The organism is Glutamicibacter sp. 2E12, assembly GCF_050030965.1.
Taxonomy (GTDB): domain Bacteria; phylum Actinomycetota; class Actinomycetes; order Actinomycetales; family Micrococcaceae; genus Glutamicibacter.
Map to the genome: position 1 here is coordinate 1292662 of NZ_CP188297.1, position 13395 is coordinate 1306056.

The following is a 13395-nucleotide window of genomic DNA, read 5'->3' on the forward strand; positions in this document are numbered from 1 at the left end:
TGACAAAAGAATTCGACACCCATCCAGAGACATATTGCAACTCCATGGTTGCGAGAAGTCTCGCCGGGCACCGCTCCCCAGCCGAGAATCCTTGAGAACTCACTAGTCCTAGAATCTCCCAACTATGTGTCGCACTAATATCGTTGGATCATGCGGGCCCTATTAGTCGCGAGAGGCTTTTCAAGGACTCCATAACCAGTCTCTTCGGATCCCCTCGCGGATCAATCAAGGCTAAGGCCGCCGATCGCCAAGTCCAGGGCTTCCTCGTCATTCGATTCCGCTGCGATGACCACTGGATTCATCACGAGCTATTCGGTGCTCTGGTAGGCCGGCCCGAATTCGATACAGCCCTCGACGCGATACTTCCCCGATGCTACTCCGGTGATCATGTACTTGGTTTGGGAGGAACGCTCGAACTAGATAACAATCGAACTCTCCGACGAAGTTCGCGAATACAACCTCGAGCTGCGGGCCTCTGGCTTCGACGGCAGTGACGCCGATCCGAGATTGCCGGTGGGCCCCATGGTTTTCACCGTCATGGTAAATTCGACCCCAATGCAACTAGGAAGCCTGCAAGAACGCAATAACGAATCCATCGCCAAATGCCAATCCAACGGAAAGACTTTAACAGACGCCCACTAGTGCAAATATCAGAGCTGACCTCAGATCGCCCCCATGCTGTTCCGGTCGAAGTTATACCTTGGCAGAGTAACATCCGAGGAGAAAAGGAATGCACAAAGGGCTGTTGCATTTCAGCCAACTCGACCGAACGCATTCAAGCGCGGAGAGTGGCATGGCTTGATCCAGGCACGTCGTCCTGACGCAACTCATTCGCCCAGCAACCTATGATTCCTGTCGAATTCATGAACTGCCCGCCCTGGTTCCTGGCCGTACAGACGTCTTGCTCATTAGCTGGGTTTCCAGTCAACTGAGGCCGCACAGATGGCGATTTCAGGAGGACAGAATCAAGTCGCACGCTGCTTGGGTTGCGCGTATCCCCCACCGTTGATTCTGCATAACCCCTAGCAAACCCACTCAAAACCAACTAAAGCCAAATATTCCCCGGATTTTCACTTGACGATGCCACACAATCGGGCATAAAGTCATGGAAACACAGATCAATGTGTTGCAGGTCATGAGGAATTGCGGAGGCAAGAATGTTCGCCGAAGAACGACACCGGCTGATCGTTGAGCAGCTGGAAGCTGACGGGAAAGTAACCGTCGCCCAGCTCGCGCAGCGCTTCGATATCACCCGGGAAACCGTGCGGCGGGATCTGGCCCAGCTGGAATCCGAGAACTACCTGCGCCGCGTCCACGGCGGAGCGGTCACCATCACCGAAGCCAGCACCCGCGAGGAAAGCTACGTGGTGCGCACCGCCATCCATTCCGAGTCCAAGGCCCGCATCGCCCAGCGCGCCCTGAGCCTGCTGCCGGTCTCCGATGCCTCGGTCATCATCGACGCGGGAACCACCACGGAAATCCTGGCCGAACGCATGCTCAAGAGCACCGCGGGCACCGGACTGGTGGTTATCACCCACGCCCTGCCCATTGCCTCGGTGCTGGTCCACAGCCCGGATGTCGCCTTGGAGCTGATCGGCGGGCGGGTCCGCGGCATCACCGGCGCCTCCAGCGGAGCCCGCACCGTGCAGGAGTATTCCCAGTACCGGGCCGACATCGCCTTCATCGGCACCAACGGGCTGCATGCAGGATTCGGCCTGAGCACCCCGGACCCGCTGGAAGCTGCCGTCAAGCGCGCCCTGGTCGCCAGTGCCCGCCGCGTGGTGCTGCTGGCCGACGGATCCAAATTCGACCAGGAAACCCTGGTCTGCTTCGCCCGGCTCGAAGACATCGACACCCTGGTCACCGACCAGCAACCCGGCACTGAACTTGCCGCTGCGCTGGAAGCGGCGGATGTCGAGGTGGTGATCGCATGATTATCACGCTGACCGTCAACCCGGCGCTGGACAAGACCATCGAGCTAGGCGCGCCACTGGCCCCCGGCGCCGTGCAGCGCGCGGCTTCCAGCCACGTCCAGGCGGCAGGCAAGGGAGTGAACGTCTCGCGCGCCATTGCCGCGGCCGGTGTTCCCACCCTGGCAGTGCTGCCCGGAGCCGGCACCGACCCGCTGATTACCGCGCTGTCCCGCGACCAGCTGGCGCACCGGAACCTGCCGATCACCGAAGCGCTGCGCACCAACACCACCCTGACCGATCCCGATGGCACCACCACCAAGATCAATGAGCCAGGCCCTACCCTGGACGCGCAGCAGCTGGCCGATCTCGGCGACCTGGTCGCCGAGGCCGCCGCCGGCGCCAGCTGGATGGTGATGGCCGGTTCGCTGCCGCCGGGAGTTCCTGCCAGCTTCTATGCGCAGCTGACCGCAAAGCTGAGGGCGGCCCTGGGCGGGAAGTGCCCGAAGATCGCCGTGGACACCTCCGGCGCACCGCTTCTGGAGCTCTTCGCCCACAGCCAGCAGCACATCCCGGATCTGGTCAAGCCCAATGCCGAGGAGTTGGCGCAGCTGGCGGGCGGCTACGGCGAGGCGGCACTGGAAGGCTCCCGCGAGCTGGCCACCGGCTGCGCGCAGCAGCTGCTGGACCGAGGCGTCGGCGCGGTACTGGCCACCCTCGGGGCGCAGGGCGCACTGCTGGTCACCAAGGCCGGTGTCTGGCACGGATCGCACACCCCGATCACCCCGCGCAGCACCGTGGGGGCTGGCGATTCCTCGCTGGCCGGCTACCTGCTGGCCGATGCTGCAGGGGCCAGCGCCCCTGAACGGCTGCGCAATGCCGTCGCCTACGGGGCCGCCGCCACGCAGCTGCCCGGCTCCACCATCCCGACCCAATCCGATCTCACCGTTGGCGCCGTCACCGTCCACGAACTTACTTCAACGCAAGGAACCGAGTCATGAGTGAACTAATCACTGCAGAGCTCGTGCTGCTCGATGCCGACCTTGGCAACAGCACGAGCGAGGTCATCGAGAAGCTGGCCCTGCTGGTGGCCAACCAGGGGCGCGCCACCGACGCCGCCGCCCTGGCCGCCGATGCCAAGGCCCGCGAAGCCAAGACCGCTACCGGGGTGCCCGGAGGCATCGCCATCCCGCACTGCCGTTCGGCTGCGGTGACCGAGCCGACCCTGGCCATGGCCCGCCTGGAACCGACGGTGGACTTCGGCGCCAAGGACGGCGAAGCCGACCTGGTGTTCTTCATTGCCGCCCCCGATGGCGCCGACCAGGCCCACCTCAAGCTGCTCTCCAAGCTCGCCCGCGCCCTGGTGAAGAAGTCCTTTACCGCCTCCCTGCGGGCAGCAGCCAGTGAAGCCGAGATCGTGGAACTGGTGCGCGCGGTGGTTTCCGATGCTCCGGCCGCGGCTCCTGCCTCCCTTGCTCCGGCCGCCCCCAAGAAGAAGTCGATCGTCGCGGTCACCGCCTGCCCCACCGGCATCGCCCACACCTACATGGCCGCCGATTCGCTGGCCCAGACCGCCGAGCAAATGGGTGTCGGCTTCGCGGTGGAAACCCAGGGTTCCTCGGGTTCCACCCCGCTGGACCCGGCGGTCATCGAAGCCGCCGACGCCGTGATTTTCGCGGTAGACGTCGATGTGCGCGACCGCGGCCGCTTCGCCGGCAAGCCGGTGATCCAGGTTCCGGTCAAGCGCGGCATCGACGAGCCGAAGAAGCTGATCAATGACGCCATCGCCGCCTCCGAAGATCCCAAGGCGCGCCGCGTTCCCGCCGGTGCCGCCGCATCCGGCGAGGAATCCGGCGGCAGCGAATCCTTCGGCGCAGGCCTGAAGCGCGCGCTGCTCACCGGCGTCTCCTACATGATCCCGTTCGTCGCCGGCGGCGGCTTGCTCATCGCGCTGGGCTTCCTGCTCGGCGGGTACTCGATCAGCAACGTGGCCGATGGCGTGCTGGGTTCCAGCACCCTGTTCAACTTGCCAGGTGCCGAGATCATGGCGCAGCTCGATACCCCGTTCGGTCCGCTGGGCGCCTATCTGGGCGCCGTCGCGTTCAAGATCGGTTCCCTGTCCATGTCCTTCCTGATTCCGGCGCTGGCAGGCTACATCGCCTATGCCTACGCCGACCGTCCGGGCATCGCCCCGGGCTTCACCGCGGGTGCCGTGGCAGGCTTCATGGGTGCCGGATTCATTGGCGGCATCATTGGCGGACTCATCGCTGGCCTGGCCTGCCGCTGGATCAATTCCTGGACCGTGCCACGCTGGCTGCGCGGGCTGATGCCAGTGGTCATCGTGCCGTTGCTCGGTTCCATCATCGCTTCGGGCCTGATGTTCCTGTTCCTTGGCGGGCCGATTGCCCAGCTCACCGAAGCCCTCAACGGCTGGCTGGCGGGCATGTCCGGCACCGCGGCGGCGATCCTCGGCCTGGTCCTGGGCCTGATGATGGCCATCGATTTGGGCGGGCCGATCAACAAGGTCGCTTATTCCTTCGCGGTAGCCGGCTTGGGCGCCGGTTCGGTGGCCGAGAACCCGGCCCCGCTGATGATCATGGCAGCCGTGATGGCTGCCGGCATGGTTCCGCCGCTGGCGATGGCCCTGGCCACCGCGGTGTCCCCGAAGCTGTTCACCGGGGCGGAACGCGAAAACGGCAAGGCGGCCTGGCTGCTGGGTGCCGCGTTCATCTCCGAAGGCGCCATCCCCTTCGCCGCGGCCGACCCGCTGCGCGTCATCCCGGCCTCCATGGTGGGTGCCGGGGTCACCGGCTCGCTGATCATGAGCTTCGATGTGCTCTCCCAGGCACCGCATGGCGGCATCTTCGTCTTCTTCGCGATGGACAGCACCTGGCCGATGTTCCTGGTGGCCACCGTGATCGGCACGCTGGTTTCCGCGGCGCTGGTGATCATCCTGAAGAAATATGTCCGCAAGGCCCCCGCACGGGCCGCTGAAGAGGCAAAGGCCGCAGCATGAGCCAGAAATTCACCGGAGTAGGCGTCAGCGCCGGACGGGTCATCGGATCCGTGCGCCGCATGCCCGACCCCATCCTCCCGCCCGCCGACGGCGCGCCCCTGCCAGCAGGTTCCAGCGCGGAAGCCGAATCCCTGCGCCTGGCCGAGGCCACGCAGGCGGTCGCCGCGCAGCTCAAGGAACGCGCGGCGCAGGCCACCGGCGATGCCCAAGCCGTGCTCAAGGCCACCGCGCTGATGGCCAGCGACCGCACGCTGCTCAAGTCGGCCACCAAGCTGGTGGCATCGGGTACCTGCGCCGAATCGGCCATCTGGGAGGCCGCCGACGCGGTCGCCACGCAGCTGTCGGCGCTCGGCGGCTACATGGCCGAACGCGCCGGGGATGTGCTCGATGTGCGCTCGCGCATCGTCGCCGAGCTGCGCGGCGTGCCCGCCCCGGGCATCCCGGACTCGGACCAGCCCTTCATCCTCGCCGCGGTGGACCTGGCTCCGGCCGATACCGCGACGCTGGATCCGGCCAAGGTCCTGGCGCTGGTCACCTCCGATGGCGGGCCGCAATCGCATACCGCCATCATCGCGCGCTCGCTGGGCCTTCCGGCCATCGTGGCCGCTGCCGGCACCACAGCACTGGCCGACGGGGACCATGTCTTCGTGGACGGCATCGACGGGCTGGTCATCACCGGTCCCGGCGAGGCCGAAGAGCACCTGGCCGCCACCTACGCCAACCGCGAGGCGCTGCCGGAGTTCTCCGGCACCGGGCAGCTGCGCGACGGGCACCGCGTGCCGCTATTGTCCAATGTCGGCAGCGGCGACGACGCGCAGCTGGCCGCCGCGGCGGGCGCCGAGGGCGTGGGCCTGCTGCGCACCGAGTTCTGCTTCCTGGGCAAGGACAAGGAGCCCTCCCATGACGAGCAGGTGGCAGCCTACGGTGCGGTCTTCGCCGCCTTCCCCGGCCGCAAGGTCGTGGTGCGCACCTTGGATGCGGGAGCGGACAAGCCGCTGCCCTTCCTGACCGATGCCAGCGAGCCGAATCCGGCCCTCGGCGTGCGCGGCTACCGCACCGACCTGTCCAGCCCGGGCGTGCTCGAACGCCAGCTGCAGGCCATCGCGCAAGCCGCCGGCGAGCACCAGGCCGAAATCTGGGTGATGGCGCCGATGATTTCCACTGCGTCCGAAGCGCAGGAATTCGCGCAGCTGGCCAAGGCCGCTGGCCTGGCCACCGCCGGGACCATGATCGAGGTCCCTTCGGCGGCGGTGCTGGCAGGCCAGATCCTGCAGCGCTGCGATTTCGTCTCCATCGGCACCAACGACTTGACCCAGTACACCATGGCCGCGGACCGCCAGCTCGGTGCCCTGGCCGAGCTCAACGACCCCTGGCAGCCGGCAGTGCTGCACCTGGTGGCCGCCACCGCCGCCGGTGCGCAGGCGGCCGGCGGCAAACCCGTCGGGGTGTGCGGCGAAGCGGCCGCCGACCCGGCGCTGGCCGTGGTGCTGGTGGGCCTGGGAGTGGACACCCTGTCCATGAACAAGCGGGCGCTGGCACCGGTTGCCGCGGTGCTGCGCACCGTAGACCTGCCCACTGCGCAGCGCCTGTCCCAGCTGGCCTTGGACGCCGAGTCGGCCGAGGCGGCACGCACTGCCGTGCGCGCGCAGCTGGGCGAGCTGGACCGATTCGGCCTCTAGGCCCCCCGAATTTACCGTAATCAACCGTTCAAGAGATCCTGAAGGAGCCATCATGGCAGAACGTACAGCAATCATCGGCAGCCGCGTCGGCCTGCACGCCCGCCCGGCAGCCATCTTCGCCGAGGCCGCGGCCGAGGCGCCGGTCGAGGTCACCATCGCCCTTCAGGGCGAGCCTGTGGACGAGGCGCTGGACGCGTCCAGCATCCTCTCGCTGATGGGCCTGGGCGCGGAATACGGAACCACCGTAGTGCTGCGTGCCGAGGGCGAAGGAGCCGAAGCTGCCCTGGAGCAGTTGGCGGCCATCCTGGAAACCGACCACGACGCCGAGTAGCACGAAGCCGAGCTCCGGGGACCACGCGCCATCGCGTGGTCCCCGGAGTTATTTAATTACCATCCACTGATTGACAAAGCTCAATCAGTGGATGGATGATAGTTCCTACGCACTACCGCAGGAGCTTCCATGAGCGCGCTCAAAACCTCTGCACTGCGCCTCATCAAGCCGTTCGCCTACCGCGACTACGCCCTGCTGGCCAGCGCACTTGTCCTCTCCACCTTCGCCGCCGGCATGTGGGCCGTGGCAATGGTCTACCAGGTGCGCCAGCTGGGCGGCGGGCCCATCCAGCTTTCTGCCGTGGCCACCGCCAGTGCCGCCGGGCTGCTCTGCTTCGTGCTGCTCGGCGGGATCATGGCGGACCGCCATTCCTGCCGGCGGATCGTGATGCTGGTCGAGGCGCTATCGCTGGCGGTCATGGGCATCACCGCGGTGCTGGCCATGGCCGGTGCCCTGGAGCTGTGGCACCTGATGCTCGCGGGCTTCTGCGGCGGGGCCGGGTCGGCCTTCTTCTACCCCGCCTACTCCGCACTGCTGCCCAAGATGCTGCCCGCCGAGCAGCTGCTGGCCGCCAACGGATTGGAAGGGACAGCCCGGCCGGTGGTGCACACCGCCCTGGGCCCGATGGCCGCCGGATTCGTGGTGGCGGGACTCTCGCCGGCGCACGCCATCGTCGGCATCTGCGTAATCCACCTCGCGGCGCTGCTGATGCTGCGCCGGATCCCCAACCGCCAGGCGTACAACGCGCCAGGCCCCGTTGACGGCCAGGGACAGCCCGGGATGTTCCGGCAGCTGCGCGAAGGCATCGGCTACACGGTGCGCACCCGCTGGCTGCTGTGGACGCTGCTGTTCTCGGTCATTTCGGTGTTCACCTTCATCGGGCCCTTCGAGGTGCTGCTGCCCTTCATCGTCAGCGGCAACCTGCACGGGGACGCGAAACTGTTCAGCTTCGCACTGGCCTTCTTCGGCCTCGGTTCGGCGATCGGCTCGCTGCTGGTCGCGTCCGCGAAATTCCCGCGGCGCTACTTGAGCTTGATGACCGCCTGCTGGTGCCTGGGCACCTTGCCCCTGGCCCTGGTGGGCTACGTCGATGCCGCGTGGATGCTCTTCGCGATCCTGCTGGCCTTCGGCATCACCGACGCCGTGGGCATGGTCATCTGGGGCACCTTGCTCCAGCGCCGGGTTCCCGGACACCTGCTCGGGCGGATCTCCAGCCTGGATTTCTTCGTTTCGCTGGCGCTGATGCCGCTGTCCATGGCGGCGGCGGGACCTTTGACCCAGGTGCTCAGCTTGCAGGCGATATTCGTCATTGCCGGCCTCGCCTCGCCGCTGTTCGGAATCATCGCATGGTGGGCCGGGAAATTTGCCCGCGACGAAATAGCGCATCCGCTCTCGGACCCCGTTCCGGCGGAGCTGGACGGCGAGCGCAGTTGACCGGTTGCGACCAGCTGGCGCTGGGCCGGCACTGATCAAACTCCCAGCAGATTTTCGCGTGTAGTTCCCGGGCACGGACCGGGCATGACGGGAAGGTGGAAGGATGACTTCTCGATTGCCCGACATGGCGCGCCTGGCCCTGTTGGCGCTGTTGGCGCTGGGCCCGGCATTCCTGGTTTCCTGTTCCCCTGCACCAGCGCCTGCTCCCGATGCGCAGCCCACGGGCTCCGCGGCAAGCGAGCAGGTGGATTGCGCCGTGGCTCGATGCGTGGCGCTGACCTTCGATGACGGACCTGGCCAGTACACCGGGCGGCTGCTCGACGAGCTGAAGGCCGCGGAGGCGCCAGCCACCTTCTTCATGGTCGGGAAGAACATTGCCAAATACCCCGACGCGGTCAAGCGCATGGCCGCCGAAGGCCACCAGCTGGGCAGCCATACCTGGGACCATGCGGATCTCACGACGCTGACCAGAGAACAGATCCAGCATGAGCTGGGATGGACCAGCGAAGCGGTAGAAAAGGCCTCCGGCCACGAGCCCACCGTCTTCCGCCCGCCCTATGGGAATCACGGTGCCGTCTATGACCGGCTGGTGCCCTACCCGTTGGTGCTGTGGGATGTTGACACCCTGGATTGGAAGCACCACGATCCGGAGAAAACGGTGCGCATCGCCATGGACGAAGCCCATCCGGGCTCCATCATCTTGATGCATGACATCCATGAGAGCTCAGTCAAGGCACTGCCGGATCTCGTGGAGAAGCTGAAGGCCGAGGGCTACACCCCGGTCACCGTGGACCAGCTATTCAATGGCCAGCTGGAGAATTCGACGGCCTATGCTTCGGCTCCTGCTCCCGGCGCGACGAAATAGTCTTGCGCCGCGCAGGTGCTCAGGGGGCCTGCTCTGCGTACAGCCGCAGCTGGTCCAGCTTGTCCCCTTCGCTTTCGCGGATATTTGCCGCCAGCTCCTCGCACTGCTCCACCGTCAGATCCGGGTTGATGATTGCCACCTGCAGCACTACCTCGGTATGCCCCGCGTCGTCCTTCAGGTCGTAGCGGTAGGAGAGCCCATCGGGATTCTCCGAAGTGTGCAGGATCAGCAAGCGGTTCTCGATCAGGTCATGGACGCGATACACGCGTTCATGGCCGGCAACGCGGTATACCAGCTGGGTGCCGACCTTGAGCTGCGGGTCGTCCGAATGCATGGAGCCGATCCCATGGATCCACAAGGGTGTTGCTGCCCAATCGGTAAGCAGCTCCCAGACACGGTGCACCGGCAGGTGAATGACCACGGTGCTCTCGAAAACGCTGAACTGGCTCATATCCGCATAGTGCCACCCTCGGCGGCCAAATGGAATAGCTTCATGGCTGTTGGCATGCAATCCGGTTTCCGGCCGCCCGCAGCAAAGGCCGGCACCCAGCGCGCGTACGCTGCTGGGTGCCGGCCCCTGGGCGGCAGAAGGCTTACCAGTCTTCTTCGTCGTCGCCATCCGCCTCGGAGATACCCAGTTCCGGCTCATTCTCGAGGTCGAAGTTGTACCAGGCCTCGGTGAAGTCAACCATCGCATCCAACGCGTCCTGCGCATCGGAATCCAGGGCTTCCAGCGCCTCTGGGCTGTTGAGCACTGCGGTCACCGCGAGGAATGGGTGATTATCGAAGTAATCGGTGGGGGTGGCCTCCCCATTGAACGTCAAGTTCTCGCTCTGCGCGAATAGGTCGACGTACTGAGCCACTGCCTCGGGCAGACGGCTCAGATTAATGCCAGTCAGGGACTCATTGTAGATTTCAGCAGTTGCGTCAGCCCACTGCTCAATGAGCTCTTCGCTCATCTGTGCCATCAGATTATCCACCTCGTGGTTGGGGTTCTAGTGCTCACGGGAATCGGTAGCAATTCATCTTATTTCTTCAGCGGGCGCGTGCCAAGACAGAAAGGCCCACGGCGTTGTGATCTTTTCCGCGTAGGTTCCTGCTCACTGGTTCGGGACGCCGAGGGACGGAATATCGGGCATGTCCGGCAGCGAAGGGATCGAGTATTCACGGGGCTGGGAATCCGGAGTTTCCACATCCTTGAGCTGATTCAGCAAGTCTTCGTCGAGGACGCTATCCTGGCTTGGATGACGGGGCTCCGGTGGCGAATCCAGCGAACCCTCCACTCCCGATATGAGCAGCCCCAGCGAAGCAGCTGCGGCAAACAGCCCGGCGAACAGATGCACTCCGATGAAATACAGGCCGCCGATATTGCCGCGCAGCATGGCCCAGTTCCGGTTTTTGGCCGAGGAGCTGACAGCCAGCCCGTAGGCAAAGGCATTTTCCTTGAATCCAAGACGGACTTGGGCTGCCAGCAAGGAAATGCCAGGCACCAGCAGTCCGGCGGCCACCGATCCGGCTGGCACGGCAGCGATCCTGCTTTCATTGGCCAAGCAAATCCCTAAGAGCACTAGCTGGATGAGCGCCAGGCACGCCCGCTTCCAGAAGCCAGCCGCGTGCAAGCCGCTGCACCGGACCAGGTACCGGCGTTGCTCGTGGCGGTCGGAGCCCTTTCTTGGCGGGCCAGCATTTTCTTGCAGGATCCACAGTGCTCCTAGCTGGCTTGCCAGCACACCGAGCAGCATCACGATGATGCCAGCCACCGGCAGGAAACAGCCCAGGACCGCTCCGCTCGTGCTCAGGAGCCAACCAATCCGGTAGGAGCGAATGGCTCGGGGCAGTTTGGGGAAGCGCGCATCAATGTCCTTGGCGTAGCCGGCGGGCAACGACCTGGCCGCCTTGCTGTACGCCTTCTTGTTCCACCATCCAAAGAGCCCGGCCACGATGGCAGTGGCGGCAATCGCCAGCAGCGCCCCGGTTCCACCAGCCCGCTGCCCCAGGGCGGCGGCAACTGCCAGCACCGGAGTGAAAAGCCAGAACCGATTAGCGTAGGCAGTTTGCTTCGCAACGAAGGTTTCCGCGTAGTCCTGATGCAGGCCTTCGTTCATCGGATCCATGGATATCAATCCACGCAGCACATCGCCTTGTTCCCCGACGATTTTTTCGCCATTGCCGATACTTCCGGCCGCCCGCAACAGCCCCTGGTGATTGGGGTCGATCTGCAGCCCGGATTGGAGGAATCCGAGAGCCGCCAGGTTGTCATCTTGGGTTTCGGCAGCAATTGCCGCGCCCTGGTAGTAATCGGGGTTCCCCGGCTCCAGCCGAATCGCGTGCTCGATGGCTTGGCGGGCCAGCACCCTGTCATCGTTGCTCCGAATATCGCTGAGCGTGATCATGCTCAGCCAGTAGTGCCCGTTGCCGTATTCCGGTTCCTTTTCGATTACCTGCCGGATCGCCAGCAGCGCCTCCTCCCGTCGATGCTGGCGCATCAGGGCGACGGCCAGGCACTCCCCGGCCACCGGGTTGGCAGGATCCAAATTCAGCCCGGCTTTGGCAGCGGACTCCGCTTCGGCCCACTGCTTGAGGCTCAAATGGCATGACGAATAGAGGATCCAGAAGGCAGGGACCTGATGGTGCTCGTTGAGGTTATCCTTCAGCAAGGCAATCGCTTCGGTTTCCCGTCCGATCGCCAGGTGGTGGGTGATCCGGTGATGCAGTCGCTCGAATTCCATGCGGTGTACTCCCCCGGTGCTTTCTAGAGCATGTTCTGCGAAACCAGATACTCGGATAAATCATCGTAGCGGCCATGCTGGTTGCTGAAGCGCACCACATTTCGCGCGGATTCCAGCCACGGCAAAGTCGACGCCTTGATTTCCGCCAGGGCAGTTCTGATATGGCTCATGTCCAAGGGGAGAACCTCGTTGCGCTCGATGGATTGCATCATTGCCTTCTCGGCGGCAGTGGTGCATACGTGCTCCAGGTCCGCACCCGAGAACCCGTCGGTCTGTGCCGCAATCCATTCCAGGTCGATTCCGGCAATCGGGCGGTTCTTCAAGTGGTACCGCAAGATGGACTCACGTGCCGGCGCGTCCGGCGGAGTCACCAGCAGGGTCCGGTCCAACCGGCCTGGACGCAGCAGTGCTTCGTCCAGATCCCATGGGTGATTGGTAGCCCCCAGAACGTAAAGGCCATCGTTGTTTCCCGCAAGCGAATCCATCTCGATCAGCAGCTGATTGACCATCTGGCGCATCCACGCGCCCGATCCAGTCAGCGAACCGCGGCGGATGCCGATGGCATCAATCTCATCGATGAAGAGAACCGTTGGAGCCTTCTTGCGGGCCTGGTCGAAAATCGCCTTGAGCCGCTTTTCCGTTTCACCGATGTAGGAGTCAACCACATCGGTAATGGTGACAGACATGAAATTGGCTTTCAGCTCACCGGCCACCGCGCGAGCCAGGAAAGTCTTGCCGCATCCCGGTGGCCCATACAGCAGCAGCCCGCCGCGCAATGATTTGCCAAAAGCCTTGGCAATTGCGGCGTTGCGCATCGGTGCCAGGAAGGATTCGTCCAGGCGGTCCTTGACCGCCTGCAAGCCACCCACATCATCCAGGGTGACACCCGTTCCGGCCGGGTTCTCGATGGGAGCTTCCGGGGCATCGGACCCCGCATCTGAGCGCAGCGGGACCCGTCCTTCAATAAAGGGCGCCGGCAGCGAACTGCCGAGTTCCTTGGAACCCGCTTCCCAGTCGTAGCCTGGTGGCGTATCGTTCTGCTGGTTTCCAGCCGGCGCGGCATCCGCTGCGGGTTCGACGGGCGCCTGCGGGGCCATCGCTGCGGCCATCGACGCGCTGATCGTTCCAAGCCTTCCCAGCGCGGACGCGTTCCCCGGATCCTGCTGCAGCACGATGCTGACATGGGACAGCGCTTCGGCGGATCGGCCGGCACCATCGAGCTGTTCAGCCAGGTGCAATCGCAGGGCATGGTCGTCCGGCGCTGCTTCTACGGCCCGGAGAAGGCTAGCAATAAGGGCATCGTTCATTCTAGGGCCGCTCCACGGTTGAAGGTCTCGGTCTGTTGCCTCTGCTGGTTAAAGCATCCAGCGGGTATCGCTAGAAACGACACCCGCTGGAATTATACGTCGCAGACCCGACTGTTCGCTGAGC

At 64.7% G+C, this 13395-nt stretch carries 11 protein-coding genes; 7 read left to right on the top strand and 4 right to left on the bottom strand.

The window, feature by feature from the left end:
- Window positions 1–1157 precede the first annotated feature (1157 nt).
- The 7 genes from ACP3TE_RS05970 (at window position 1158) to ACP3TE_RS06000 (ending at window position 9235) form a co-directional block, all read left to right on the top strand.
- Complete coding sequence (locus ACP3TE_RS05970) at window positions 1158–1934, top strand: DeoR/GlpR family DNA-binding transcription regulator (RefSeq protein ID WP_105662630.1); 777 nt, start codon at window positions 1158–1160, stop codon at window positions 1932–1934.
- Window positions 1931–2911: a 1-phosphofructokinase family hexose kinase gene (locus ACP3TE_RS05975; protein ID WP_402697482.1), complete on the top strand. Its 981-nt coding sequence runs from the start codon at window positions 1931–1933 to the stop codon at window positions 2909–2911. The genes ACP3TE_RS05970 and ACP3TE_RS05975 overlap by 4 nt, the downstream gene beginning before the upstream one ends.
- A complete protein-coding gene (locus ACP3TE_RS05980) occupies window positions 2908–4926 on the top strand; it encodes a PTS fructose transporter subunit IIABC (protein ID WP_402697480.1) in 2019 nt (672 codons plus the stop codon). The genes ACP3TE_RS05975 and ACP3TE_RS05980 overlap by 4 nt, the downstream gene beginning before the upstream one ends.
- The gene (ptsP, locus tag ACP3TE_RS05985) at window positions 4923–6605 is read left to right on the top strand and encodes a phosphoenolpyruvate--protein phosphotransferase (protein WP_402473721.1); all 1683 of its coding nucleotides are present in this window, start codon (window positions 4923–4925) and stop codon (window positions 6603–6605) included. Before ACP3TE_RS05980 ends, ptsP begins: the two co-directional genes overlap by 4 nt.
- Window positions 6606–6657: 52 nt before the next feature.
- On the top strand, window positions 6658–6936 hold the full coding sequence (locus ACP3TE_RS05990; protein WP_105657931.1) for an HPr family phosphocarrier protein: 279 nt from the start codon (window positions 6658–6660) through the stop codon (window positions 6934–6936).
- 129 nt (window positions 6937–7065) lie between these two features.
- The gene (locus tag ACP3TE_RS05995; RefSeq protein WP_105657930.1) at window positions 7066–8370 is read left to right on the top strand and encodes an MFS transporter; all 1305 of its coding nucleotides are present in this window, start codon (window positions 7066–7068) and stop codon (window positions 8368–8370) included.
- Between the two features lie 103 nt (window positions 8371–8473).
- Window positions 8474–9235 carry a polysaccharide deacetylase family protein gene (locus tag ACP3TE_RS06000; RefSeq protein ID WP_426735764.1) on the top strand — a complete coding sequence of 254 codons (762 nt, stop codon included), beginning with the start codon at window positions 8474–8476 and terminating at the stop codon, window positions 9233–9235.
- Window positions 9236–9254: 19 nt separating this feature from the next.
- Here the strand turns inward: ACP3TE_RS06000 and ACP3TE_RS06005 are convergent, their stop codons facing one another.
- The 4 genes from ACP3TE_RS06005 to ACP3TE_RS06020 form a co-directional block, all read right to left on the bottom strand.
- Window positions 9255–9686, bottom strand: a complete 432-nt coding sequence (locus ACP3TE_RS06005; protein ID WP_166650869.1) for an SRPBCC family protein — start codon at window positions 9684–9686, stop codon at window positions 9255–9257.
- 142 nt (window positions 9687–9828) lie between these two features.
- Window positions 9829–10203 (bottom strand): hypothetical protein, encoded by a 375-nt coding sequence (locus ACP3TE_RS06010; RefSeq protein WP_105657927.1) that lies wholly within the window; start codon window positions 10201–10203, stop codon window positions 9829–9831.
- 132 nt (window positions 10204–10335) lie between these two features.
- Window positions 10336–11964, bottom strand: coding sequence for a tetratricopeptide repeat protein (locus ACP3TE_RS06015; protein WP_402697475.1), 1629 nt, complete (start codon window positions 11962–11964; stop codon window positions 10336–10338).
- A gap of 23 nt (window positions 11965–11987) precedes the next feature.
- Entirely contained in the window at window positions 11988–13271 is a 1284-nt protein-coding gene (locus ACP3TE_RS06020; protein ID WP_402697474.1) for an AAA family ATPase, read from the bottom strand.
- Window positions 13272–13395: the final 124 nt, after the last annotated feature.

Bases quoted from the DNA above. Each gene is read 5' to 3' on its own strand.
- ACP3TE_RS06010 (WP_105657927.1), bottom strand. From the start codon at position 10,203: ATGGCACAGATGAGCGAAGAGCTCATTGAGCAGTGGGCTGACGCAACT.
- ACP3TE_RS05980 (WP_402697480.1), top strand. From the start codon at position 2,908: ATGAGTGAACTAATCACTGCAGAGCTCGTGCTGCTCGATGCCGACCTT.
- ACP3TE_RS05970 (WP_105662630.1), top strand. From the start codon at position 1,158: ATGTTCGCCGAAGAACGACACCGGCTGATCGTTGAGCAGCTGGAAGCT.
- ACP3TE_RS06020 (WP_402697474.1), bottom strand. From the start codon at position 13,271: ATGAACGATGCCCTTATTGCTAGCCTTCTCCGGGCCGTAGAAGCAGCG.
- ACP3TE_RS06000 (WP_426735764.1), top strand. From the start codon at position 8,474: ATGACTTCTCGATTGCCCGACATGGCGCGCCTGGCCCTGTTGGCGCTG.
- ACP3TE_RS06015 (WP_402697475.1), bottom strand. From the start codon at position 11,964: ATGGAATTCGAGCGACTGCATCACCGGATCACCCACCACCTGGCGATC.
- ptsP (WP_402473721.1), top strand. From the start codon at position 4,923: ATGAGCCAGAAATTCACCGGAGTAGGCGTCAGCGCCGGACGGGTCATC.
- ACP3TE_RS06005 (WP_166650869.1), bottom strand. From the start codon at position 9,686: ATGAGCCAGTTCAGCGTTTTCGAGAGCACCGTGGTCATTCACCTGCCG.
- ACP3TE_RS05995 (WP_105657930.1), top strand. From the start codon at position 7,066: ATGAGCGCGCTCAAAACCTCTGCACTGCGCCTCATCAAGCCGTTCGCC.
- ACP3TE_RS05990 (WP_105657931.1), top strand. From the start codon at position 6,658: ATGGCAGAACGTACAGCAATCATCGGCAGCCGCGTCGGCCTGCACGCC.
- ACP3TE_RS05975 (WP_402697482.1), top strand. From the start codon at position 1,931: ATGATTATCACGCTGACCGTCAACCCGGCGCTGGACAAGACCATCGAG.